Below are 25317 nucleotides of genomic sequence, written 5' to 3'. Positions count from 1 at the left end.
GCTTGATAAAACGAAGGAAGTTAATGTGATTCGGTTTTTAGTTAACAACGCCCCGATAACGCTGCAAGAATGTGCACCAAGTCTTACCGTTTTAGACTGGCTTCGCACCAAATTAGGGAAAACGGGCACCAAAGAGGGGTGTGCAACAGGCGACTGCGGTGCTTGCACTATCTTGGTTGGGCAGCTGGTATTCGATGCTAGACAACATAAACGCGTGTGGCGATACCAAGCGATGAATAGCTGCTTGTTACTCGTGGGCAATGCACATGGTAAGCATATTGTGACGGTTGAGGCGCTGGCCGAGCAAATTTCTGCGCTGGTCGAGCCAACACTTGAACAACTGCACCCAGTGCAGCGTGCGTTGGTGGAGTGTCATGGCTCGCAATGTGGCTTTTGTACTCCAGGTGTGGTGATGAGTTTACTGGCACTTTATCTAAATAACGAAAATTACCCAGGTAAAAAAGCCGTGATCCACGCATTAGGCGGTAACCTTTGCCGTTGCACTGGCTATCGCCCAATTCTTGAGGCTGCAGAGCAAATGTATCAATACCCGCGCACGGAAGGGAGCTGGCAAACGCCAACAGAGCAACTGCAAGCCTTAGCTAAGCCTGCTCAAGCAACCCCGTTTCTAAAAAGTCAGTCGCGTTTTTTCTATGTTCCGCAAACAGCCGCTGACCTTATTCGTTTAAAAAAACAATACCCCAATGCGCAGTTGGTGGCAGGCGCAACTGACTATGCGATAGAGCTGAGTCAGCAGCTCAGTCAGCCACAGGTGGTTATTTCAGTTAGCCAAGTCACCGAGTTAACACAATTGGTGGTCACTCAAGCACATTTTGAAATTGGTGCCGCACTGCCATATCAGCAATTTGTCGACGTGTTTTGTCAAACTTACCCTGAGGCAAAAGAGTTATTTGAACGCTTAGGCTCAGCGCAAGTGCGCAGCGCCGGTACACTTGGCGGTAGTTTAGGTAATGCGTCGCCGATAGGCGACCCAGCGCCTTTGCTCATTGCATTAAATGCCTCAATGGAGCTGCAATCAGCGAGTGGCATACGCACCATAGCGGTTGAAGACTTCTTTACGGGCTATCGCACGACGGTATTGGCGGAGGATGAAGTGATTGCCAAAGTGATCGTGCCTACGCGTGCAAACCAGTTGAAATTAGCCTGTCACAAAATTTCCAAACGACTCGAAGATGATATTTCTACTGTGTGCTTGGTAGTGGCGGTCACTCTTAACGATCAACAAACGCAAATTGAATCCGCACGCTGTGCCATGGGAGGAATGGCGGCGGTACCCGCGCGCGCTCAGCACATAGAGCACGCATTAACGGGCCAACCATACTGTGCTGAAAGCTTTAGCAAAGCGGGCTTACAAGTGGTGCAAGATTTTTCGCCAATGTCGGATGTTCGCGCCAGCAGTGACTATCGCCTGACCGTGACGCAAAACTTGTTAACGCGTATTGGTATTGAATTTTGCCATGTGATTCCCACTGCCCAAGTCGGGCTAGCTCAAACAGAGCAAGAACAACAAGTAGCGCTCTCAAACAAGGCGTCAATGTCTAGCCAACCAACAAGGATTGCCCATGCGTCACTTTGAAATTGCACAAGCCAAACACGCGTCAAAGCCCCAAAGTAGCTCGCTTGGTCACGCAAAACATCACGACAGCGCCATTAAACAAGTGTGTGGCAGTGCCAATTACATTGATGACAATGCAGAGCCCGCCGGCTGTTTGCACGCATATCCGGTCACTGCCCCGTTTACGCGTGGCGTGATTAAGCGTATCGATACCAGCAAAGCACAGGCCTTAGCAGGCGTTAAACGCATTCTCTCGGCAAGCGATGTGCCAGGGAAAATTGATATCGGGCCGATTTTTGAAGGCGATTTGTTGCTTGCCAGCGATACGATTGAGTTTCACCATCAACCTGTGTTGCTTGTTGTAGCTGATAGTTACGAAACGGCGCGCCGAGCAGCGCGTTTGGTTGAGTTTGACTACCAAGCAGAAACGGCGGTAACCGATATTGAAACGGCAATTGAACAGCAAGCCTGGGTGCGACCACCGCATGCCTTAACACGCGGTGATGCAAAAGCGGCGATTGCCAATGCGAGCCACCAACTAAGAGGGGAAATGCACATTGGTGGGCAAGAGCATTTTTATTTGGAAGGGCAAGTGTCGATGGCGCAGCCCAATGGTGATGGCGGTATTTTCGTGCAGTGTTCAACTCAGCACCCAACGGAAGTACAGCATTTAATTGCCAAAGTATTGAAGCAACCGTTTCACTTTGTCACCGTTGAAATGCGCCGTATGGGCGGTGGTTTCGGCGGCAAGGAAACACAAGCTGCCCCTTGGGCGTGTTTAGCAGCACTGGCGAGTTATCATTTAAATTGTGCGGTAAAAATACGCCTGGCTCGTGCTGATGATTTTCGTTTGACGGGTAAACGTCACCCCTTTTTTAATCGCTATCAAGTCGGCTTTGACGAGCAAGGGGTTATTGCTGGCGCAGATATTGAAGTGAACGGCTATTGCGGTTACTCGCCCGATTTATCGGATGCGATTGTTGACCGGGCCATGTTCCATGCCGATAACGCCTATTATTATCCCGCGGCCAAAATTACGGGGAATCGCTGCAAAGTTAACACGGTGAGCCACACCGCTTTTCGTGGTTTTGGTGGCCCACAAGGCATGATGGTGGCAGAGCAAATCGTCGATGATATCGCGGCAACGCTGGGCAAAGATCCGCTGACTGTGCGCAAAGCAAATTTATACCGACAAAGCCGTTCAACCACACCATATCATCAAGAAGTTGAGCAGCACGCGCTGATTGACATGATTGAGCAAGTAGAGCAAGAAGCCGAGTACTGGCAACGCAAAGCACAGATTAAAGCCTTTAATCAGGTTTCTCCGATTATCAAGCAAGGTTTGGCGCTAACCCCAGTAAAATTCGGTATTTCGTTTACGGTGCAGCACCTGAATCAAGCGGGTGCTTTAGTGAACATTTATTCCGATGGTTCAATTCATCTTAACCATGGTGGCACCGAAATGGGGCAGGGGCTTAATACGAAAGTCGCGCAAGTAGTCGCTCATGCCTTTGGCGTCGACTTAGAGCGCGTGGGGATCACCGCAACACGCACCGATAAAGTGCCGAATACTTCACCAACTGCGGCTTCTAGCGGTAGTGATTTGAACGGTATGGCGGCGTTAAACGCCGCTAATACCATTAAAGCGCGACTGAGTGAATTTATTGCCAACCACTTTTCAGTTGAACAGGGCACGATCCGTTTTAGCGATAACAAGGTCTATCACGATAAAGGTGAGTTAAGCTTTGATGAGCTGGCGAGTTTGGCGTATCTAAATCGCATTTCGCTGTCGTCAACCGGTTATTACGCGACGCCGAAAATTCACTACGATCGCCAGCAAGCCAAAGGGCGTCCATTCTTTTATTACGCACATGGGGTTGCCTTAACCCAAGTTGAAATAGACACCTTAACTGGTGAAAACACCGTCACACGAGTCGATATCTTGCATGATGTTGGTCATTCGCTTAATCCCGCGCTCGATATCGGCCAAATTGAAGGCGCCTTTATCCAAGGTATGGGGTGGCTAACCACGGAAGACTTAGTATGGAATAAGCAAGGACAGCTGGCGAGCTTTAATCCCGCGACCTACAAAATTCCCGCCATTGGTGATACGCCTGCCCAGTTCAACGTGAATTTGTATCAATCGGCCAACCCTGAAGCGTCAGTGTTTCGCTCGAAAGCAGTTGGCGAACCGCCGTTTATGTTGGCCATTAGTGTCTGGAGTGCAATTCGTGATGCGATAAGCAGTGTTGCTGACTACCAAATCAATCCAAGGCTTGATACGCCGGCAACCCCAGAGCGAGTGTTGGCAGCTGTGCAACAAGCACAGGCGTATCAGCAAGCAGCAAAGGCTGGCGCAGCGCAAGTAAATGACCAAACCAATATTAACCAGAACGTGGAGGTGACAAATGGCTAGCCAATACCCTTTTGCAGCAAACAATGATGATAGCGCTTTTAAGTCTGAGCTTAATCAATCGTTTCAAGGTTTTCACCAGCAAAATTGGAGTCAGGCGATTAGCGAGCAACATCGCCTTGGCAATGATTATGTTATTGCCACTGTATTAGGGACGATGGGTTCAACCCCAAGAGGTTCGGGGAGCAAAATGGTGATCACCGCTGAGCATATTTATGACACCTTAGGCGGCGGTCATTTGGAATTTAAAGTGATTGAGAAAGCGCGTCAATTACTTGCCAAGGGGCAAGCGCTGCAAGTTGCCGAGCAATTTAATTTAGGTGCAAGCCTCGGCCAATGCTGCGGTGGGGCAACCGCAATTATGTTTGAAGTGATGATCTCACAACACATGAATTTGGACATTTATGGTGCTGGACATGTCGCGCAAGCTTTGGTGAATGTATTGGCGCATTTGCCGATCAACATTCGCTGGATTGACAGCCGAGCTGACGTTTTTCCTCAGCAAATCCCTGCCAATGTGAGAAAAGTCGTGACTGATGACCCGGTAGCGCAAGCCGATGTTGCAAAACCTAATACCGCTTATTTGATATTGACCCACAACCACCAGTTAGATTTTGCCTTAACTCAAGCAATTTTAAAGCGTGACGATGCGGCTTGGCTGGGGGTGATTGGCTCTGAGACAAAGGCAAAACGCTTTCGATATCGCTTATCCAGCCGTGGCTTTGCTTCACAAGCAGTGGCGAAAATGCAGTGCCCAGTAGGACTCGATAATGTCTCTGGCAAGCTGCCAATGGAAGTTGCTGTGTCTATTGCTGGCCAATTAATTGGGTTGTATCAGCAACATCAGCAGCAATGCCAAGCAGCACAAGGTGTTCAGCAAAAACAGAAAAAACGCGAAGGATTGCAATGGCATACCTTAAATGCGTGCCTTAATTCGAATAATAGTCGCTCTGGCGATGATTCGAACAATACTCCTAACCAGCAAAGTACAAAAGTTCTTGCACAAGAAAAGCAGCGAGCACAGGAGACAGTAAACACATGACCATAGCCGAATTTAACGCCCTAACAGAAGCTCAAGCGTATGCTGCGCTGGAACGTTGCTGTGTTGCACCGCGTTGGGTAGAAAGCATGTTGGCCGCTAGACCATTTACGTCGAGTCATGCCCTGTTGGATAAAGCCGAGCAAATTTGGCAACAGTTAGGCGAGCGCGATTATTTAGCGGCATTTGAAGGGCATCCACAAATTGGTGATGTCTCAACGCTGAGTGCTAAGTTTGCCAACACAGCAACACAGGCCGGACACGAACAATCAGGCATGGGCCAAGCAAATGCGCAAGTGCTCGAAGAAATGGTGGTACTAAATAAAGCCTATTTAGCCAAGTTTGGCTTTATTTTTATCGTTTGCGCAACGGGTAAATCCGCCACAGAAATGCTTGAGTTAATTCGTCAACGTATCGACAACGATGCTGCCACTGAGCTCGCTATTGCCGCAGGTGAACAAGCGAAAATAACAAGAATAAGATTGGAGAAATTAGTGTGAGTAGAAGTCCTATTACCACCCACATTTTAGATACAAGTAACGGCAAGCCAGCGCGCAATGTACCAGTCACGCTATTGCAATTAGATGAAAATACGCAGCAGTGGCAATCGCTATGCACCGCCAATACCGATGATGATGGCCGCTTGATTGATTGGTTACCCGCAGAGCTCACAATAACACATGGCACCTATAAGTTATTGTTTGATATCGATGCTTACCACGCCCAAATACAGCTTAACGGGCGAGCTTTTTACCCCTTTGCTGAGCTGTGTTTTCGAGTGCTAGACGACAACCATCATCATATTCCGTTATTGCTATCACCATTTGGCTATTCAACGTACCGAGGAAGTTAATATGAAGGAACAAACAAGCAGTAAAATTCGCGTTATTTGTGGCGATATTCTTGATTTCGTTGATGACCCAGCGATAGCGGGTGACAAGGCTTATCGATATTTCGAGCAAGGGGCGTTAGTGATAGAGAATGGCAAAGTAAGTGATCTTGGCTTTGAGCGCGATATCTTGCCTAACCTTGCTTTGGCTTACCCAGATCAAGTGATTGATACTAAGCGCTACACAGGACGTTTGGTTATCCCCGGCATGATTGATACCCACATTCACCTACCGCAAACGGAAATGATAGGGGCTTATGGCGAGCAGCTACTCACTTGGTTGACAGAATATGCCTTTCCAACCGAGAAAAAGTTTGCTGACGAGGATTATGCGAGCCAAGTTTCAAAACGCTTTATTGATGAGCTACTGCGTAATGGCACAACAACCGCACTGGTGTTTGGTACGGTGCACCCACAGTCAGTGAATGCGTTTTTCACCGAAGCACAATCTCGTCAATTGCGTATGATTGCCGGTAAAGTCATGATGGACAGAAATTGCCCAGACGATTTATCTGATTGTCCTGAATCGGGTTATCGCGATACTAAAGCCTTGATTGAAAAATGGCACAATGTCGATCGGTTAAGCTACGCGGTAACCCCGCGCTTCGCGCCCACTTCTAGCCCCGAGCAATTAGCCAAATGCCAACAACTGCTTGAGGAATACCCTGATGTCTACATGCATACGCATTTGTCAGAAAACAAAGATGAATGTGCTTGGGTCAAAGAGCTTTTCCCAGAAAGCCAAGACTATCTTGGCGTCTATGAAGATGCCGGCTTAGTGCGCCGACGTTCGGTATTTGCTCACGCGATCCATTTGGAAGAGCGCGAGCTTACCTGCCTGGCAAACCACCAAGCTTCAGTCTCCCATTGTTCAACCTCTAACCTGTTTTTAGGTTCCGGCCTGTTCAATCTCAAAGCTTGTGAGCAGCATGGCATTCACGTCGGTATGGGGACTGACGTTGGGGCTGGTACCAGTTTTTCAATGTTACAAACGGGCAATGAGGCGTACAAGATTCAGCAGCTACAAGGGGAGAAGTTCTCGGCATTTAAAGGCTTTTACTTAGCGACACTCGGTGGGGCTAGGGCGCTCGATTTAGAAGGGGCAATTGGCAATTTTAACAAAGGCTGTGAAGCCGACTTTGTGGTGCTGGATTACCAAGCAACGCCATTTTTAAGCTTTAGACTAAAAGAAGCGAAAACCCTGCATGAGCGTTTATTTGCCATTATGATGCTCGGCGATGATCGCTGCATTGAGGCAACTTACATTCTGGGTGAAAAGGCCTATAAACGCGATGGCGAACCTCAGTTTAAGCCGACGTTAGCCGATATCAACGACACCGCTGTGCTCAAGGAGGTGAGTTAATGATATTAGAGGCATTAGGTATGGCGGGGTTGGAAAGTTATTTTTTCGAACTCGCCCATCTGGTTCTGCGTTACTTTCACGTTATTGCAGGTATTGCATGGATAGGCGCTTCGTTTTATTTTGTCTGGTTAGACAATAACTTACAAACGCCGCCTCAATGGAAGCAAGACAAGGGAATTCGCGGTGATTTATGGGCGATTCACGGTGGTGGCTTTTATGAAGTGGCCAAGTACCAAAATGGCCCAGAGCAAATGCCATCCACTTTGCACTGGTTTAAGTGGGAAGCGTATACCACTTGGATAACGGGAACTTTGTTGTTTACGTTACTTTATTATGTGGGGGCAGATGCCTACTTGCTGGATGCCAGTAAAACCAGTTTAGACAAAGTGAGTGCGATTGCGGTGTCGTTGGCGATAATCACCTCTGGTTACGTGATTTATCGGCTGCTGTGTCAGTCACCGCTTGTTGAAAATGGCAAGTGGTTTACCTTAATCATGGTTGCATTGCTAGCTGCTTACAGTTGGGGGTTAGATCAGTTGTTTACCGACCGCGCAGTGTATATTCATATCGGCGCCATTATTGGTACTTGTATGGCCGGTAACGTGTACCATGTGATCATGCCAAGCCAACGCTATATGGTTGCAGAAGTTGAAGCAGGCCGCATTCCTGACGCTGGCCCTGGCCTAAAAGCTAAGCAGTGCTCTGTGCACAATAATTACGCCACGTTACCGATCATTTTTATCATGCTCTCGAATCATTTTGCTTATACCTATAGCCACCCTTATGGCTGGCTGATTTTGGTGGCTTTTTTCGTTATTGGCATGTGGATTCGACACTTTTTTAACTTAAAGCACCAAGGCGTATACAAACCTCAAGTGTTGGTGAGTGGCTTTGCAGCCTTCTTTGCTTTGATGCTAGTGATTGCCCCTTGGCATGTGGTGAAAACGCAAAATAACTTAGCGAGTGAAGCCATTAGCGATCAACAGGCTTGGCAGATCATTGATAAGCACTGCACTGAATGTCATAGCCAAACGCCGCGCTCTGAGCTGTTCCAAATGGCACCCAATGGATTTATTTTGGATTCTGTCGCGCAGGCAAAGAAGCTAAGTGCCTTTATTCATACCCGTGCCATTGTTAATCGCGATATGCCATTGGGGAATATCACCAAGATGACGGATGCCGAAAGACAGCAGTTAGCGATTTGGTTGGCAGGGCTTGCCAGTAGCAGCGATGAGTTGAACACAAAAGATGAAACAGGGGAGTAAGCAAGCAATGGATAACTCAGCGTCAAACTATGTTCACTACCCCCGTGATTTGATTGGCTATGGCAGCAAGCCCGTTCATGCCAATTGGCCAAATAAAGCGCGAATCGCAGTGCAAGTGGTGATGAATTATGAAGAGGGCGGCGAGAACTGTGTGTTGCATGGCGATCCCGCCGCGGAAACCTTCCTCTCCGAAATTATCAATGCCCCACATGTAGAAGATCGCCATATGAGTATGGAGTCTATTTATGAATACGGTAGTCGCGCAGGCGTGTGGCGTTTACTTAGGTTGTTTGATAAATATCAAATTCCGGTCACTGTCTTTGCAGTTGCAATGGCGCTTAAACGTCATCCTGAAATAGCGCGAGCGTGCAAAGCGGCGGGTCATGAAATTTGCAGCCATGGCCTAAGGTGGATTAACTATCAACACATTGATATTGATACCGAGCGCGAGCATATGCAGGCGGCGATTGAAATCATTGAAAGTATCACCGGAGAAAAGCCAAAAGGCTGGTACACAGGACGAACTAGCCCCAATACCGGTAAGCTGGTCGCAGAAAATGGCGACTTTTTATATGACGCTGACGATTACAGTGATGATCTGCCGTTTTGGCGTGAAGTTGAAGTGGGTAATGAAGGAAAAACTAAACCGCAGTTGATCGTGCCTTACACCTTAGATGTTAATGATATGCGCTTTGCCGCAGTGCAAGGTTTTAATGCGGGTGATCAATTTTTTAATTACTTAAAAGATGCTTTTGATGTCTTGTATGAAGAGGGGGACCCTCATGGCGAAAATCGCCCCAAAATGATGTCGATAGGTTTACACTGTCGTTTAATTGGCAGACCCGGCCGGATTAAAGCGTTAGAGCGTTTCTTTGCGTATGCAAAGTCTTTTGAAGGTGTCTGGTTTGCACGCCGTGAAGATATTGCCGAGCACTGGTATGTTAACCACCCATTTCAAGGTTAGTGGCTAAGATCGTAAATAAGCCCAATACCAACTTGAATAATTATTTGATCACTCAGCGAGAATTTAAAGGCTCATAGACAAGGCTTGGCGTGCAGAGAATGGTTATTCCCTTGTTAAACGGCATAACGCAGTATATGAGCCTTTAAAACTCGCCCTTGGGAATGCATAAACAGCATGATAACTGCACAAAATTCACTCGATGTAGAACAACTATATCGTCATAAATTTCGTTTGTTCTAATACTGCTTATGTCATTCTGAGAGACTAAATAATTAATCAAATTGGTATAACTGAACCCCAATAAAAAAACGACGCCATATTAGGGGAGGGTATGGCGTCGTTTTACATTTTAAACCTGACTAATTGCGCTTTTATCGTACTTCTACGTGATTATCGCTTCGTTTGTTTATGGTTTTCTTTTATCGCTTTTACTTTTCTAACAACCTTAATTTTGGGGCATTCACTTTACGAATTTGTTTGCCCATAACTCGGTTGTCTAGGCTACATATTCAGGGCCAAAACCCATACTCCATAAAATAGCCGTTGCCGCCATAATGGTAACGAGCAAGACTAAGCCACAGGTAACTACTGAGCTAGAATAAATAAAGCCTTTCTCTTCCGGAATATTCATCATGATAGGAACACCTGAGTAGAGCAGGTAAACCGAGTAGCACACCGCTAACATGCCTGCGGTTACCACAAACCAAAGCACCGGAAATAACGCTGTTAACCCTACCATTAATAATGGTGTTGCCGTGTATGCGGCTAATTCTAGTGATTGTGTGTAACTCGGATCTGAGTCAAAGGTTTTTGCCATCCAATGAATCAGGTAGGCCAGTGCAAATACGCCAGCAATCATAGCGCCATACATGCCGACTGACATGATCACAGCGCTTTGCTCTGTCAGTTTTATTACGTCACCAGCGCCGATCGACCAACCCACATGGGCAGTGGCGTAGTATCCGCAAATTGAAGGTATTAATGCTATGGTAAGGATGTGCGCCAAACTGTAGTAAAAGCTCTCGTGACGCTTTTCAATGGCGTGCCATTCTTCTTTTGGGTGAGCATAAAGCCCCCAGATATGATTTAAGATCATAATTGTACCTCTCGCAGTCCCCGATTTTAGTTGGTGCGTGAAATTATTGTTTTTGTTACGCACTCCCTTTTTTACAGCGTCGATGTATTTGTTTTTTTAATGTCGACTATTTATTTATGTAATACGGTGAAGAATTCGTCAAGAGCGTTTAAAAAATAAACGCTGTTTAGAGGTTTAAATCAATAAAATAACGAGAGAAAAACCTAATTAAACGCATTTTCTGCTCATAATTGGCTGGAAAAAGTGCTGAGTGAGCTATGCTACTTTGATGCGAACGATGTTCATTATTTCCATTTCAAAGCCTGCAACTTGCTCTGTAGCGGGGTAATAAGTGATATTCACGCGCTGACCTTGCAGACTCCGGTAAAGTTTTTTGCGCTTGTATTTGAATGGCACATCAATATTGTCCAACATCAAAGTATTTAGGATCCAGTCGCCATTTTCTCGTTGAACATGGGACTTAACCTTGAGAGACTCTGAGTGGATCAACTTGTGGTGCTGCTCTAATAGTTTGTTTATTTGCTTGTCTATTGGTTTGCTCATTGGGTTTTAGCCGCAATATTTTTTAGTCGTAATAGTATAGTGGCATTATGTTAACAATTGAGCGGTAAGAAGCTAACTGATTTTTCGAAGGGAAAACATTAACCGCGCATTTACACTGGATTACAATCCTGCAACACGCGGCTGGTTAAAATACTCGCGGAGTAAGTTATTTCTTATTGTTATATAGCCAAATACACCTCTGTGTTGCTAAATCTTAGGTGTTGAAATTGTAAAAAAGGAATGCAAAACACGTGTTAAAAAAATCTCTTATTGGCCTGCTAATGTTGCCAACATTATCTCATGCTATTGAACTGAGTGGGGCACTCACTGGTTTTTATCTAACCACCTCAGCAGATGACGTAAATAGTGAATTTATTGGCGTTCTGGATGCTGATATTGAAGGTCAGTTACCTATCGGGCGTTGGCATATGTATGTGGAAGGGACTAGCTCTTCAAAAGCTGGCAAAGTAACCGCAACTTATGGTGAAGCCTTGGCGGATGCTGGGGGAGCTGCCGATGAAGACGGTGATGGGCGCATTCAAATATCAAGTCTTGAATACTATTTGCCGTTGGGCAAAGGTGAGCTGGTCGCGGGTTTACTTTATCCCTCTGGTTTTACTGAATCAGGCGACTGGTCAAATGATGAAACGACACAGTTTATCTCTTCTGCTTTTGTTAATATCCAAACCAGTGGTGCGCCTGACTATGCGCTTGGTCTGGGTTATACCGGGCAAATCGATGAGCAATTGAGTTATTCCTTTTTACTATCACAGGCACAAGGCTTAGGAGATTTAGACGCTCGCTATTCCACCTTGTTTGATGAGCTTGATGAATATTTCACCTCCGCAGAGCTCGTTTGGCAATACCAGCAGTTAACTATTCACGGTGCTTTGTGGATTTCTTCATTAGATATTGAAGCCTTTGATGGCGGTATGGACAACAATGCTGGCGGACACCTTACGTTGGCTTACCAAACTGATGTTGGCCAGTTTCTTTTTCGATATGGTCTAGCCAATGAAGATGTCAGTGAAATTGATGCGTTTTATGGCGTCTCATGGCAACAACAAGTTGACCGCTGGGCATTTGGCCTAGGCTATAGCCAGTCGATGGTGAGCAGCGAGCTCAACACCAACAATGAGCTTGATGATATTAGCCAATTCGAAGCTTATGCAAAGTACCAAGTGCTTGACAACGTTCACCTAACTGGATCGATTCAGCACATTGAAAATAGTGGTTTTGGTGATTTAGGGGAAATTGAAACTGAGCCCACAATTGTTACGCTTAGAGCAAGCTTTGAGTTTTAGGGAGAGCTAGAATGTCATTACTCAGAAACTTAAAAATTTCACAGAAAATCCCACTAGCGATCGTCATATTTATCCTCATTCCCGTGGTGATGTTATTGGTAACATAACGTTCAGCGGGCACCATTAACAGCGGTGGTCAGGAAATTTACGATAATTATTTTATCAGTGTCGTCAATCTGACTGATGCACGAAAGCACACTTATGAAGAGTTTGTGTGGCTAAAAAGCCATATCATTTCGCCGAATGATAATGCCATGCGTGAGGCTGAGCGGCGAATTGCGGATGCCGCTCAACAGTTGAGTCCTTCGCTTGGCAAGTTTTCTGAAACACTCGATGCAGGCGAAGAAACGCAGCTATTTGAGCAAGTTCAACAAGAAGTGCAAGAAATGGCACAGTTGCGCGATCAAATCATTCGGTTAAGCCAAACAAATGAGGATGTTGAAGCCGACGCATTGGCAAACAATGAATACCGAGTGCTTTTTAATCAACTTCACGATCAGCTGGATAAAATGTTCCAAACCAATGTGGCTGGTGCACAAGATTTATATCAGCAGAATCAGCAAACTTATGATGCTAGCTGGCGGTTTATTCTAATTGCCGTCGTGGTTGTTGTTGTCTTTGGCGTGCTGGTGGGTATTGCTCTGATCGCGAGTATTCAAAAGCCGCTGATCGGGGCAACGAAGCGTATTACCCATATCGATAAAAGTAATGACCTAACCTTGTCACTTGACGTAAATGGCGAAGATGAAGTCGCGCAAATGAGTACGGCTTTCAACCATATGGTGTTATCGCTCAATACTGTCATTAGTGAAATATCGCAATCAAGCGTGGTGTTGCAAAGCGAGTCTAGCGCATTATCTCGTGCCGTTGAATCTTCGAGTGCCAACTTAGCCACAAGCGTTGATGTCTTGACCTCGGTTAGCCATTCAACCTCTGAAATTACCTCTGCGACAGAGGAAATTGCGCAAAGCGCTGACAATGCTCGCGTAGAGGCACAGAAATCAGATAATGAAGCACAACAAGGGCTTTTATTACAAGGGCAGGCGATCAATGCCGTAGAAGGACTAAAAGAGAATATGACCGATACCAGCAATGCGATCGCTCAGCTCTCTGATGATACGAATGAAATTGGCTCTGTGTTAGATGTTATTCGAGGAATAGCTGAACAAACTAACTTACTGGCATTGAATGCTGCTATTGAAGCGGCAAGAGCTGGTGACCAAGGTCGAGGCTTTGCCGTTGTTGCTGATGAAGTTAGAACGTTAGCACAGCGTACGCAAGAGTCAACAAGTGAAATTCAGAATATGATTGAGAAGCTTCAGGCTGGCGCGCAACAGTCAGTTAACGCGATGCAAGGCAGCATGCAATCGCTTGATGAAACGGTTGGCTTTACACAATCATCGGAACAGGCGCTACAAAACATTGTCGACATGCTCAACAACATATTGTCGATGAATGAACAAATAGCAAGTGCAACCGAAGAGCAGTCTGTTACGCTACAAAATATTAACGAACAGCTTAACGAGGCAACTCAATTAAGTGGACGTTCGAACGATTCATTGCAAGATTTACAGCAAAGTAGTGATGCACTTCGAAACGTTATCCAAGTTTATGAGCCATTGCTTAACAAATTTAAAATTAACTAGCCGTTTGTGTTGATTAAAATTAAAGCGCCAATTGGCGCTTTAATTTTATTAACGGGCAGAGGTTATCTTGCGCAGCCTTGAGCGTTACTCTGCGCCAAATTCTTCACAGGCAATTAAGGTATTCTCAATCAAGCTGGCAACGGTCATGGGGCCAACACCACCTGGCACAGGGGTAATGTAGTTGGCCTTGTCTTTTGCCACATCAAACTCGACATCGCCCACTAGCTTGCCAGATTCTAGGCGATTAATACCGACATCAATGACGATAGCGCCTTCTTTAATCCACTCGCCTGGAATGAACTCTGGCTTGCCAACGGCAACAACCAGTAAATCTGCCTGACGCACCTTACTCTCTAAATCGCGGGTAAAGCGATGGGTCGTTGTTACTGTGCAACCCGCTAGCAGTAACTCTAGCGTCATCGGACGACCGACAATATTTGACGCACCAACAACAACAGCTTCTAACCCGTGAGGTTTAACGCCAGTCGACTCGATTAAGGTGACAATGCCTTTTGGCGTGCATGGGCGCAATCCAGGTTGACGCAGTGCTAGCTTGCCAACATTCGAAGGGTGGAAACCGTCGACATCTTTTTGCGGGTTGATGTGCTCGATAACAAGGTTTGGATCTAAACCTTCTGGTAATGGCAATTGCACCAAAATGCCGTCGACCGCGTCGTCGTGATTTAATTCTTCTATTAATGACAACAATTCTTGCTCTGATGTTGTCTCTGGCAAGTCATATGAGCGCGACACGAAGCCTACTTCTTCACAAGCTCTGCGCTTACTTCCCACATAAACCTCTGAGGCAGGGTCATTGCCAACCAGAATAACAGCTAAGCCTGGCGCTCTTTTTCCTTGGCTGGTGCGTGCTGCGACTTTTTCTTTTACTGAAGTACGAATACTTTGTGCGATAGCTTTTCCGTCAATAAGTTGTGCCGTCATAATTCTTTATAAAGTAGAGGATAATTCACGCTAATATTTTTACACAAAAGCAAATGCCAGTGTAGCGGCTACTATAATAAATAGTAAAAAAGCTGAATAAAGTTACCCCCTCTATTTAGAGTGCGATCGAAAGTGGTTTGTTAATCTTGTGGTATGGTGATCTTATTAGTGGCATGTAACATAGTGTTTAATGATAAAAAATAAGCTTATCAATGCTTTTTTGTACGCAGTGTTGCAAAAGTGAGCGGTTGAAATGATTTTTTAAAAAAGTGTTTGACGAGTAAAGGGTGGGTCGGTAATATGCGCACCCGTTGAAGGCAACAAGGCTTTTAACAACTAAGTCGGTGATTAGCGCAGCTTGGTAGCGCACTTGGTTTGGGTCCAAGGGGTCGTAGGTTCAAATCCTACATCACCGACCACTTTATTTTCTTTGCACAAGGGAAGTAAAGCTATGCACTTGTAGGTGATGTGCGCCCTTAGCTCAGCTGGATAGAGCAACGGCCTTCTAAGCCGTGGGTCGCAGGTTCAAATCCTGCAGGGCGTGCCATACAATGGTGGCTATAGCTCAGTTGGTAGAGCCCCGGATTGTGATTCCGGTTGTCGTGGGTTCAAGTCCCATTAGCCACCCCATCTTCGTCGGTGATTAGCGCAGCTTGGTAGCGCACTTGGTTTGGGTCCAAGGGGTCGTAGGTTCAAATCCTACATCACCGACCAATCTTTCAGATTTTAGTCTTTGTAGTGTTATCATAAGCACAATTCTAGATGCTAAAATTTAAAGTGGTTCGAATTAAATGCTTCGATTACCATTACCTCTGTCGGTGATTAGCGCAGCTTGGTAGCGCACTTGGTTTGGGTCCAAGGGGTCGTAGGTTCAAATCCTACATCACCGACCACTTTCTCTCTTTTTATCATTACACTTGGTTTGGGTGCTCTCTAAATGGGTCGTAGGTTCAAATCCTACATCACCGACCACTTTCTCTCTTTTTATCATTACACTTGGTTTGGGTACTCTTTCATAGGGTCGTAGGTTCAAATCCTACATCACCGACTACTTTCTCTCTTTTTGTCATTACACTTGGTTTGGGTACTCTCTATATGGGTCATAGGTTCAAATCCTACATCACCGAGCATTTTCTCTTGCATTGATAACATTTGGTTTGGGTACACCCAAAAACAGTGGTAGCTTCATCCACCGCATTGCAGACCACTCACTATTTCCCAATATCAAGATACTTGGCTAGGTATTTTTCATTTTAAAAGGCGAACTTCCAACTATCATTTTTAACTGCCAATACGACGCCATCAAATCTCAAATCACTTAAATTCTTATAAGATCAGTGAATTAGCGAGAACATCGATAAAATACGCTAATTTTGCTACTATCTTGTTGAAAAATTTAAGAATATAAAATAATCAAGCGATTAACTCGACTCTTGCAAAAAGCATGGCTATAATTGCGCGTCATTAATTTTAATATGAGCATCATTTATTCAGGTGTTTCCCGGCTCGACTAGCGAAGCTACAAGGGCTAACAGCATTTTCATGGTGAGAATTTGCTTGGATAGATAGATGGAAAATAGGAAGCGTGTTCAAACGCTAAATTGAGGTATATAAATGCAAGTTTCTGTTGAGACTACACAAGGTTTGGAACGCCGTTTAACGATTTCTGTTCCTGCTGAAAAAGTAGATGTTGAAGTTAAAAACCGTCTTCGCCAATTAGCTAAGACCCAACGCATCAATGGTTTCCGTCCTGGTAAAGTGCCACCATCAGTTATTCAAAAGCGTTACGGCAAAGCAGTTCGTGAAGAAATCACGGGTGAACTAATGCAACGCAACTTCGTTGAAGCAATCATCGAAGAAAAAATCAACCCAGCGGGTCGCCCTAACTTCGAAGCGAAAAGCAACGAAGATGGCAAGCCATTTGAGTTCGAAGCAACGTTCGAAGTATACCCAGAAGTTGAAATCAAAGATTTAGAAAAAATCGCTGTTGAGCGTCCAGTTGCTCAAGTAACTGATGCTGACATCGATGAAATGTTCGTTACCCTTCAAAACCAACACAAAACGTGGAAAGAGAACAAGCGTAAGTCTAAGAAAGGCGACAAGCTAACGATCGATTTCCTTGGCCGTGTTGACGGTGAAGAGTTCGAAGGTGGTAAAGCTGAAGGTTTCGAACTTGAGCTTGGTTCTGGCCGCATGATCCCAGGTTTCGAAAAAGAAATCACAGGCATGAAAGCAGGTGAAGAGCAAACAATTAAAGTTACTTTCCCTGAAGATTACCACGCTGAAAACCTTAAAGGTAAAGAAGCTGAATTCGACATTAAAGTACTTAAAACTGAAGGCCCAGAGCTGCCAGAAGTTAACGACGAATTCGCTCAGCTTTTCGGTGTTGAAGAAGGCGGCGTAGAAGCATTACGTGAAGAAGTTTCTAAAAACATGGCACGTGAACTTGGTCAAGCAGTGAAAGCTAAGATCAAAGAGCAAGCCATCGAAGGTTTATTAGAACACCACGAAGTTGAGCTTCCAGCTGCATTAATCGCACAAGAAGTTGACGTATTACGTCAGCAAGCGCTTCAACGCTTCGGTGGTCAAATGGACCCTAAAAACTTACCTCAATTACCAGCTGAAATGTTCGAAGAGCAAGCAAAGCGTCGCGTAAAAGTTGGTCTATTACTTGGTGAAATCATCAAAGTAAACGAGTTAAAAGTTGACGAAGCGAAAGTAGACGAGTTAATCGAAACGGCTGCATCTGCATACGAAGATCCAGCTGAGGTTATCGAGTACTACAAAAACAACAAAGAAATGCACCAGCAAATGCAAAACGTTGCATTAGAAGAGCAAGCGGTAGATTTCGTTGTTGAAAAAGCGAATGTTTCTGACAAAGAAGCAAGCTTCCAGGACATTATGAATCCTGAAGCAAAATAAGCTTTTCGTTGACAATACGCTAAGCAATAGCTTAAATGGCTTGTATGGATTCATATGAGCCATTTTTTTTACAAGTAAGGAAATTCCGTTGTTTACATCTCATCTAACTCATTCCCTTAACGACAATAACAATATCGAAAATGCCCTAGTCCCTATGGTGGTCGAACAAACGGCAAAAGGGGAGCGCTCTTACGATATTTATTCGCGCCTGTTAAAAGAGCGTGTAATCTTCTTGTGCGGTCAGGTTGAAGACCATATGGCAAACCTTATCGTCGCACAGATGCTATTCCTAGAGTCGGAAAGTCCAGAAAAAGATATCTTCTTATACATTAACTCACCAGGCGGTTCAGTAACCGCTGGTTTAGCGATCTATGATACGATGCAGTTTATCAAGCCAAACGTGAGCACAGTGTGTATCGGTCAAGCGGCAAGTATGGGCGCATTTTTGCTATCTGGCGGTGAAAAGGGTAAACGTTACTGCTTACCAAATTCACGCGTTATGATTCATCAACCACTTGGCGGTTTCCAAGGCCAAGCATCAGATTTTGAAATTCACGCAAAAGAAATTTTATACATCAAAGAGAAATTAAATCGCTTAATGGCAGATCATACAGGTAAGCCACTTGAGCAAGTTGCGCAAGACACAGACCGCGATAATTTCTTGAGTGCACAAGATGCAGTTGAATATGGTTTAGTTGACGCCATATTAGAGCAAAGAGCTGATAAATAAGATTGTCATCTAAGTATTTTGTGAAATACTTAGTAAAACAGCGTGAATTAATTAGAAAGTTATAAATTTAGAGGTACCGTATGACCGACATAAAAAAAGGTGACGGTGATAGTGGAAAGTTATTGTATTGCTCTTTTTGCGGTAAGAGCCAACACGAAGTTCGCAAGTTGATTGCCGGCCCGTCGGTATTTATTTGCGACGAGTGCGTTGAATTATGTAATGACATTATCCGCGAAGAAATTAAAGAAATTGCACCTAAGCAAGACAAAGAATCTTTGCCTTCACCAATGGACATCCGCGCAAGCCTTGATGACTATGTTATTGGTCAAGAGCATGCGAAGAAAGTATTAGCGGTTGCGGTTTACAACCACTACAAACGTTTGCGCAATGGTGACCAGCACAACGGTGTTGAGCTAAGCAAAAGTAATATCTTATTGATTGGCCCAACTGGTAGTGGTAAGACGCTATTGGCGGAAACACTAGCGCGCTTGCTAGACGTACCATTTACGATGGCAGATGCGACCACATTAACCGAAGCCGGTTATGTTGGTGAAGATGTTGAGAACATCATTCAAAAGCTATTGCAAAAATGTGATTACGACGTTGAAAAAGCACAGCGTGGCATCGTTTACATTGATGAAATTGATAAAATTTCTCGCAAGTCAGACAACCCATCAATCACCCGAGATGTGTCAGGCGAAGGTGTTCAACAAGCACTGCTGAAATTGATTGAAGGCACTATCGCTTCAGTCCCCCCACAAGGTGGCCGCAAGCATCCGCAGCAAGAATTCTTGCAGGTTGATACCTCTAAGATCTTATTTATCTGTGGTGGTGCGTTTGCTGGCCTAGATAAAGTGATTGAGCAACGCTGTGAAACCGGTACGGGTATTGGTTTCGGCGCGGAAGTACGCAGCAAGGATGAAAATAAATCACTCACCGAGCGCTTCCAAGAAGTCGAGCCGGAAGACTTAGTGAAATACGGTTTAATTCCTGAATTCATCGGTCGTTTACCCGTTGTCGCAACACTAAGCGAACTTGATGAAGACGCGTTGATTCAAATCTTACAAGAGCCAAAAAATGCCTTAACTAAGCAATTTACAGCCTTGTTTGATATGGAAGAGGTTGAGCTAGAGTTCAGAGAAGATGCGCTAAAAGCGATAGCGAACAAAGCTATGGTGCGTAAAACTGGTGCTCGCGGCTTGCGTTCAATTGTTGAAGGTGTGCTACTCGATACTATGTACGAGTTGCCATCGATGGAAAATGCGTCGAAAGTCGTTGTTGACGAAACCGTGATTACTGGCGAGTCTAAGCCAATTATTATCTACGAAACACCGCAAGACCAAGCGGCATCTGATAGCTAAGCATTGAGCGAGATAACGATAAGTTATCGAAATTGCACAAAAAAGAGCCGGTAAGGCTCTTTTTTTTATTGCCTTGTTGAAAGTTATTTTAACATCCCCATATACTTTTTTATCGTAATGAATACTCGTTGAGTATCAGCTTGGCTTTTTCCTATGGATGATAAAGCAATCCGCTGATTTCCGAATCTATTTCCAAGAGAGTTATCTATGACCAATGAATTATCCGGTGTAGTAGAAATCCCTGTGTTGGCGTTAAGAGACGTCGTTGTCTATCCGCAAATGGTGATTCCATTGTTTGTTGGTCGCGAAAAGTCTATCCGCAGTCTAGATATTGCGATGGAAAGTGATAAACAAGTTTTCCTTGTCGCGCAAAAAGATGCCGCCATTGATGATCCAACATCAAACGACGTCTACGAAACAGGTACCGTCGCTTCTATTCTACAAATGCTTAAACTGCCTGACGGTACGGTTAAAGTGCTGGTTGAAGGCGTTAAGCGTGCGCAAATCAAGCAGTTTATCAATACCGAAGACTACTTTACTGCTGATGTTGAATACATTGAATCACAAAGCAATAACGATGAAAGCAGCGATGTCTTGGTACGCTCTGCGATTTCTCAGTTTGAAGGTTATGTCAAACTCAATAAGAAAATCCCGCCAGAAGTATTAACGTCATTGTCAGGTATCGAAGATCCTGAACAACTTGCCGATACGATGGCCGCGCATATGCCATTAAAACTTAACGACAAGCAAAAGGTCTTAGAAACTTCTAATGTGGCTGAGCGTTTAGAATACTTAATGGCCTTGATGGAAGGTGAAATAGACTTATTGCAAGTTGAGAAGAAAATTCGTACCCGCGTGAAAAAGCAAATGGAAAAAAGCCAGCGTGAGTACTACCTCAACGAGCAAATGAAGGCCATCCAAAAAGAGCTTGGCGAGATGGACGACGTGCCAGATGAAGCTGAGCAAATGCTAAAACGCATTGAAGAAGCGCAAATGCCGGATGAAGCCAAAGATAAAACCATGGCGGAATACCAAAAGCTGAAAATGATGTCGACCATGTCGGCAGAAGCTACGGTAGTGCGCAGCTACATTGACTGGATGTGTAATGTGCCATGGAAAAAGCGCAGCAAGCTCAAGAGAAACCTGGCACTAGCAGAGCAAGTCTTAGAGAAAGACCACTATGGTCTAGACAAGGTGAAAGAGCGCATTCTTGAGTACTTAGCGGTGCAACAGCGTGTTAGCAAATTAAAAGGCCCGATCCTTTGTTTAGTAGGACCTCCGGGTGTTGGTAAAACTTCGCTTGGTCAATCAATCGCTAAGGCAACGGGTCGCAAATATGTGCGCATGGCGCTCGGCGGCGTGCGTGACGAAGCGGAAATTCGCGGTCATCGCCGTACTTACATAGGCAGTTTACCGGGCAAGCTCATTCAAAAAATTGCCAAGGTTGGCGTGAAAAACCCATTATTCCTGTTAGATGAAATCGATAAGATGGCGTCTGATATGCGTGGTGACCCTGCATCTGCATTACTGGAAGTATTAGATCCTGAGCAAAATACGAGCTTCAATGATCACTACTTAGAAGTGGATTATGACTTATCTGATGTGATGTTTGTTGCCACGTCAAACAGCATGAATATTCCAGGTCCATTATTAGATCGTATGGAAGTTATTCGCTTGTCGGGTTACACCGAAGACGAAAAGCTGAATATCGCTAAGCGCCACTTAGTGCCTAAGCAGATTGAGCGCAACGGCTTAAAAGCAAAAGAAGTGACGATTGAAGATAGTGCGATTGTTGGCATTATTCGCTACTACACCCGCGAAGCTGGTGTGCGAAGCCTAGAGCGCGAGATTTCGAAACTGTGCCGCAAAGTGGTGAAAGCCATCTTGCTTGATAAGCAAATTAAGCACATTGAAATTACCGATGAAAACCTAAGTGAATACTTAGGTGTGCAACGTTTTGATTACGGCAAGGCAGATGATCAAAACCGCATTGGCCAAGTCACGGGCCTTGCTTGGACATCAGTCGGTGGCGATTTGTTAACTATCGAAACGGCCTCTAATGTCGGTAAAGGCAAGCTAACTTACACAGGCTCGCTTGGTGATGTGATGCAAGAGTCGATTCAAGCGGCGATGACAGTGGTGCGCAGCCGAACGGAAAAGCTCCGCATCAACGAAGATTTCTACGAGAAGCGTGATATTCATGTCCACGTGCCAGAAGGGGCGACACCGAAAGATGGCCCAAGTGCCGGTATTGGTATGTGCACCGCGTTGGTTTCTAGCCTAACGGGTAATCCTGTGAAAGCGGACGTTGCCATGACAGGTGAAATTACGTTACGCGGTGAAGTGTTAGCGATTGGTGGCTTAAAAGAGAAGCTGCTGGCGGCACATCGCGGTGGTATCAAGACGGTGGTGATTCCAAAAGACAACGAACGCGACCTGAAAGAAATTCCTGATAACGTCAAGCAAGACCTTGCAATTCATCCAGTTAAGTGGATTGACGAAGTGCTTGATATCGCACTAGAACAGCCCGTTGACAAGTTCCAAGTTGACGAAAAATAAAGCAAGTGCACGTTTTTAGGGGCCGAAAAGCGATGATTTTGCAAAAAAATGGGAAAAAAACGCAAATATCGCTTTTCAAACGCTGAAAACGTGGTAACTTAGAAACGCTGATAGCGCTAGCGCCCGTATACAAAGGGTTCTAGTCAAAGATAATAAAAATTTTATCTACTATTTTTTCTTTAACTCAGTGCTTGATGTTCAAAAAGAAGCTTGTTATAAACGTTTCTGCAGGACGCTAAAACAAACGATAGTGCTGAATAATAACAATTGAAGGGGAAGACACTGTGAATAAGTCTCAACTAATCGAGAAAATTGCTGCTGGCGCAGATATTTCAAAAGCTGCTGCTGGTCGTGCTTTAGACTCATTTATCGAAGCTGTTACTGAAGAATTGAAAAACGGTGAGCAAGTTGCTCTAGTTGGCTTCGGTACCTTCTCAGTACGTGACCGTGCAGCACGCACTGGCCGTAACCCACAAACTGGCGCAACGATTGAAATCTCTGCGGCTAAAATCCCATCTTTCAAAGCAGGTAAAGCTTTAAAAGACGCATGTAACTAATCAATAGTTTTGATTTAGTTTCATATGCAAGCATTCCAAAGACCACCGTTAGGTGGTCTTTTCTTTTGTGGCGCGCGCACTTAGTTAAAAAACTCAGGTTATCCCTGCTTGTGACTTCAAGCTGAAGGTTGCTTCTGATAAAATCGCGCACACAAAACACACAAGAGTGTTAAAGAGAAGAAGATGTTAGAGAATATAAGAGAAAACTCTCAAGGAGTTATCGCTAAAGTCATCCTAGGCTTTATTATTTTGACCTTTGCCGTTGCTGGTATTGGCGGCTACAGCAGCAGTGTCGATACGTCTGTAGCTGAAGTGAATGGCGAAAAGATTTCACAACAAGCATTTGATCAGGCTTACCAAGCACAGCGCAATCGCATGGCGCAGCAGTTTGGTGAAATGTTTGATACCTTGTCTGCCGACCCAAGTTACATGGCGAACTTTCGCAGCGGCGTACTCGATAATTTAATTAACGAGAAGCTGATCGATCAGAGTGTGCGCGATTTGGCTATTCGCGTTTCTGATGAAGACTTAAAGAAAACCATCCGCGAAATGCCAGAGTTTCAAGTTAACGGTGCTTTTGACAACAACCGTTACTTAGCGATTATCAACCAATCAGGTTTCTTCCAATCTTCTGATTTTCGCGATTACTTGCGTGTTGAGTTAACTCGACGTCAGCTTAGCCAAGCATTAGTGACGACTGAGTTTAGCCTACCTTATCAAGCTGAGCAGCTGACCGCACTGCAAAGCCAACTTCGTGATGTAAAATATGCGACAATTGCAGCTGAGCAATTCAAAGCGAAAGTCGAAGTATCTGAGCAAGAAATCAGTGAGTACTACCAAAATAATCAAGCGATGTTTGAGAACCAAGAAAAGGTTAAGTTGGAGTACGTAGCACTTGATGTGGCTGAGATTGCCAAGACTGTTGATGTTTCACCAGAAGAAGTAAAAACCTTCTACCAAGAAAACATCAGTGAATTTACCAAGCAAGAGCAGCGCCGCGTATCACATATCCTAATTGAAGCTGGTGATGACCAAGCTGCCGCAAAACAGCAAGCAGAAGCTTTACTCGCCCGTATTCAAGCTGGTGAAGATTTTGCCGAGCTAGCTAAAGCTGAATCTGCTGATACATTTAGCGGTGAAAACGGTGGCGACCTTGAGTGGATTGAGCCTGGTGTCATGGACGAAGCATTCGACGAAGCGGCTTTTGCATTAACTGCTGGTGAGGTGAGTGGTGTGGTAGAAACTAGTTTCGGTTTTCACATCATTAAATTGACCGAGCTTGTTGCTGAGCAAATTCAAGCATTTGCAGATGTTGAACAAGAGTTAATGGCTCGCGTCAGTAACGATAAAGCACAGAACCAATTTTTTGAGCTACAACAAGAGCTAGCACGTGTTGCGTTTGAATTTCCTGATAGCTTAGACGATGCTGCTGGCGCGGTAAACGCGCAAGTAAAAACATCAGATTGGTTAGCCCGTAGTGGCAACCCTGCACCTTTCGATGCGCCAAGTGTTATCGATGCAGCATTTTCTGATTTAGTGCTAAGTGAAAACCTTAACTCTGACGTGATTGAAGTCTCTGACGGCGTTGCTATGGTCGTGCGCCTAGCCGAGCACCAAGCTGCAGACGTTAAGCCGCTTACCGAAGTTAGCGAGCGTATCAAAGCACAGTTAACTAATGAAAAAGCGACTGCTGCTGCACAGACGTTAGTCGACGAATTAGTGGCTAAGTACAACGCCGGCGATAGCATTGACGCAGACTTAACTCAAGTAGGTAGTCAATTTGCAGAGCAAACTGATGTGGCTCGATTCGGGAGCGCAGTAGATACTGCGATTGTGAAAAAGGCATTTACATTACCTAAACCGACTGACGGCGCTATTTCAGCAGCGACAGCGACTTTGGCAAATGGCGATTTAGCCATTGTCCAAGTGACAGCCGTAAAAGCGGGTGAAGGTGCAGTAAACCCAGCATTAGCTGAGCAAAAAGCGAATCAGCTAGCAAAAGAGACATACAAAGGTTATATCGACTCGTTAAAAGCGGATGCTAAGATTAGCCAACGTGAAGCGATTCAAGAAACGTCCACGTTCTAATTTAACGTGATTTTCATCAATTATTTAAAAAGCGCCCATATGGCGCTTTTTCTTTGTCTA

General features: G+C 44.9%; 19 protein-coding genes and 5 tRNA genes. 21 read left to right on the top strand and 3 right to left on the bottom strand.

All coding sequences use genetic code 11. The features are described 5' to 3' along the window. The first annotated feature begins 25 nt into the window (after positions 1-25). From xdhA to puuE, 8 genes are read left to right on the top strand one after another with little or no spacing between them, the layout of a single operon-like run. On the top strand, positions 26-1597 hold the full coding sequence (gene xdhA / locus DXX93_RS14310) for a xanthine dehydrogenase small subunit (RefSeq protein WP_116009979.1): 1572 nt from the start codon (positions 26-28) through the stop codon (positions 1595-1597). Continuing rightward, a complete protein-coding gene (xdhB, locus tag DXX93_RS14305) occupies positions 1584-3992 on the top strand; it encodes a xanthine dehydrogenase molybdopterin binding subunit (RefSeq protein WP_116008685.1) in 2409 nt (802 codons plus the stop codon). Before xdhA ends, xdhB begins: the two co-directional genes overlap by 14 nt. Further along, entirely contained in the window at positions 3985-5031 is a 1047-nt protein-coding gene (gene xdhC, locus DXX93_RS14300; RefSeq protein WP_116008684.1) for a xanthine dehydrogenase accessory protein XdhC, read from the top strand. Before xdhB ends, xdhC begins: the two co-directional genes overlap by 8 nt. Beyond that, positions 5028-5528: a 2-oxo-4-hydroxy-4-carboxy-5-ureidoimidazoline decarboxylase gene (gene uraD / locus DXX93_RS14295; RefSeq protein WP_116008683.1), complete on the top strand. Its 501-nt coding sequence runs from the start codon at positions 5028-5030 to the stop codon at positions 5526-5528. The genes xdhC and uraD overlap by 4 nt, the downstream gene beginning before the upstream one ends. Beyond that, positions 5525-5881, top strand: a complete 357-nt coding sequence (gene uraH, locus DXX93_RS14290) for a hydroxyisourate hydrolase (protein WP_116008682.1) — start codon at positions 5525-5527, stop codon at positions 5879-5881. Before uraD ends, uraH begins: the two co-directional genes overlap by 4 nt. A 1-nt stretch (position 5882) precedes the next feature. Further along, positions 5883-7280: a guanine deaminase gene (gene guaD, locus DXX93_RS14285; protein WP_116008681.1), complete on the top strand. Its 1398-nt coding sequence runs from the start codon at positions 5883-5885 to the stop codon at positions 7278-7280. Positions 7281-7309: 29 nt separating this feature from the next. Beyond that, on the top strand, positions 7310-8545 hold the full coding sequence (locus DXX93_RS14280; protein WP_116009978.1) for a urate hydroxylase PuuD: 1236 nt from the start codon (positions 7310-7312) through the stop codon (positions 8543-8545). Then, complete coding sequence (puuE, locus tag DXX93_RS14275; protein ID WP_258872672.1) at positions 8529-9509, top strand: allantoinase PuuE; 981 nt, start codon at positions 8529-8531, stop codon at positions 9507-9509. Before DXX93_RS14280 ends, puuE begins: the two co-directional genes overlap by 17 nt. A 496-nt stretch (positions 9510-10005) precedes the next feature. Here the strand turns inward: puuE and DXX93_RS14270 are convergent, their stop codons facing one another. Together DXX93_RS14270 and DXX93_RS14265 are read right to left on the bottom strand one after the other, a co-directional pair. Continuing rightward, positions 10006-10605, bottom strand: coding sequence for a Yip1 family protein (locus DXX93_RS14270; protein ID WP_116008680.1), 600 nt, complete (start codon positions 10603-10605; stop codon positions 10006-10008). Between the two features lie 255 nt (positions 10606-10860). Next, a complete protein-coding gene (locus DXX93_RS14265; RefSeq protein ID WP_116008679.1) occupies positions 10861-11148 on the bottom strand; it encodes a hypothetical protein in 288 nt (95 codons plus the stop codon). Between the two features lie 251 nt (positions 11149-11399). On the opposite strand from DXX93_RS14265, the gene DXX93_RS14260 reads away from it, so the two are divergent. Together DXX93_RS14260 and DXX93_RS14255 are read left to right on the top strand one after the other, a co-directional pair. After that, entirely contained in the window at positions 11400-12452 is a 1053-nt protein-coding gene (locus DXX93_RS14260) for a hypothetical protein (RefSeq protein ID WP_116008678.1), read from the top strand. A 122-nt stretch (positions 12453-12574) separates the two neighbouring features. After that, a complete protein-coding gene (locus DXX93_RS14255; RefSeq protein WP_258872768.1) occupies positions 12575-14098 on the top strand; it encodes a methyl-accepting chemotaxis protein in 1524 nt (507 codons plus the stop codon). Positions 14099-14182: 84 nt separating this feature from the next. On the opposite strand, the gene folD is transcribed toward DXX93_RS14255, so the two are convergent. Then, entirely contained in the window at positions 14183-15040 is an 858-nt protein-coding gene (gene folD / locus DXX93_RS14250; protein ID WP_116008676.1) for a bifunctional methylenetetrahydrofolate dehydrogenase/methenyltetrahydrofolate cyclohydrolase FolD, read from the bottom strand. Between the two features lie 342 nt (positions 15041-15382). Here folD and DXX93_RS14245 point away from each other — a divergent pair. From DXX93_RS14245 to DXX93_RS14195, 11 genes are all read left to right on the top strand, one after another. Next, positions 15383-15459: transfer RNA gene (locus DXX93_RS14245), tRNA-Pro, on the top strand. A gap of 51 nt (positions 15460-15510) precedes the next feature. Further along, positions 15511-15587, top strand: a tRNA-Arg gene (locus tag DXX93_RS14240). Positions 15588-15594: 7 nt separating this feature from the next. After that, positions 15595-15670, top strand: a tRNA-His gene (locus tag DXX93_RS14235). Between the two features lie 7 nt (positions 15671-15677). Continuing rightward, positions 15678-15754: transfer RNA gene (locus DXX93_RS14230), tRNA-Pro, on the top strand. Positions 15755-15856: 102 nt separating this feature from the next. Next, positions 15857-15933: transfer RNA gene (locus DXX93_RS14225), tRNA-Pro, on the top strand. A gap of 721 nt (positions 15934-16654) precedes the next feature. Beyond that, positions 16655-17962 carry a trigger factor gene (gene tig / locus DXX93_RS14220; protein ID WP_116008675.1) on the top strand — a complete coding sequence of 436 codons (1308 nt, stop codon included), beginning with the start codon at positions 16655-16657 and terminating at the stop codon, positions 17960-17962. Positions 17963-18050: 88 nt separating this feature from the next. After that, positions 18051-18692 carry an ATP-dependent Clp endopeptidase proteolytic subunit ClpP gene (gene clpP / locus DXX93_RS14215; RefSeq protein WP_309545399.1) on the top strand — a complete coding sequence of 214 codons (642 nt, stop codon included), beginning with the start codon at positions 18051-18053 and terminating at the stop codon, positions 18690-18692. An 80-nt stretch (positions 18693-18772) separates the two neighbouring features. Next, on the top strand, positions 18773-20053 hold the full coding sequence (gene clpX, locus DXX93_RS14210; protein WP_116008674.1) for an ATP-dependent protease ATP-binding subunit ClpX: 1281 nt from the start codon (positions 18773-18775) through the stop codon (positions 20051-20053). A 207-nt stretch (positions 20054-20260) separates the two neighbouring features. Then, on the top strand, positions 20261-22612 hold the full coding sequence (lon, locus tag DXX93_RS14205) for an endopeptidase La (protein ID WP_116008673.1): 2352 nt from the start codon (positions 20261-20263) through the stop codon (positions 22610-22612). 284 nt (positions 22613-22896) lie between these two features. Next, positions 22897-23169, top strand: a complete 273-nt coding sequence (gene hupB, locus DXX93_RS14200) for a nucleoid-associated protein HU-beta (RefSeq protein WP_116008672.1) — start codon at positions 22897-22899, stop codon at positions 23167-23169. A 183-nt stretch (positions 23170-23352) separates the two neighbouring features. Further along, entirely contained in the window at positions 23353-25257 is a 1905-nt protein-coding gene (locus tag DXX93_RS14195) for a SurA N-terminal domain-containing protein (RefSeq protein ID WP_116008671.1), read from the top strand. Positions 25258-25317: the final 60 nt, after the last annotated feature.

The organism is Thalassotalea euphylliae (assembly GCF_003390335.1).
Lineage (GTDB): Bacteria > Pseudomonadota > Gammaproteobacteria > Enterobacterales > Alteromonadaceae > Thalassotalea_F > Thalassotalea_F euphylliae_B.
Note: the sequence above shows the minus strand (reverse complement) of the source record. Positions and strands in the feature narration are given on the sequence as shown.

What these genes read in the sequence shown, in the direction of transcription:
- xdhC (WP_116008684.1), top strand. Translation starts at nt 3,985, where the DNA reads ATGGCTAGCCAATACCCTTTTGCAGCAAACAATGATGATAGCGCTTTT.
- DXX93_RS14195 (WP_116008671.1), top strand. Translation starts at nt 23,353, where the DNA reads ATGTTAGAGAATATAAGAGAAAACTCTCAAGGAGTTATCGCTAAAGTC.
- puuE (WP_258872672.1), top strand. Translation starts at nt 8,529, where the DNA reads ATGAAACAGGGGAGTAAGCAAGCAATGGATAACTCAGCGTCAAACTAT.
- tig (WP_116008675.1), top strand. Translation starts at nt 16,655, where the DNA reads ATGCAAGTTTCTGTTGAGACTACACAAGGTTTGGAACGCCGTTTAACG.
- DXX93_RS14270 (WP_116008680.1), bottom strand. Translation starts at nt 10,605, where the DNA reads ATGATCTTAAATCATATCTGGGGGCTTTATGCTCACCCAAAAGAAGAA.
- lon (WP_116008673.1), top strand. Translation starts at nt 20,261, where the DNA reads ATGACCAATGAATTATCCGGTGTAGTAGAAATCCCTGTGTTGGCGTTA.
- uraD (WP_116008683.1), top strand. Translation starts at nt 5,028, where the DNA reads ATGACCATAGCCGAATTTAACGCCCTAACAGAAGCTCAAGCGTATGCT.
- clpX (WP_116008674.1), top strand. Translation starts at nt 18,773, where the DNA reads ATGACCGACATAAAAAAAGGTGACGGTGATAGTGGAAAGTTATTGTAT.
- folD (WP_116008676.1), bottom strand. Translation starts at nt 15,040, where the DNA reads ATGACGGCACAACTTATTGACGGAAAAGCTATCGCACAAAGTATTCGT.
- guaD (WP_116008681.1), top strand. Translation starts at nt 5,883, where the DNA reads ATGAAGGAACAAACAAGCAGTAAAATTCGCGTTATTTGTGGCGATATT.
- DXX93_RS14265 (WP_116008679.1), bottom strand. Translation starts at nt 11,148, where the DNA reads ATGAGCAAACCAATAGACAAGCAAATAAACAAACTATTAGAGCAGCAC.
- xdhB (WP_116008685.1), top strand. Translation starts at nt 1,584, where the DNA reads ATGCGTCACTTTGAAATTGCACAAGCCAAACACGCGTCAAAGCCCCAA.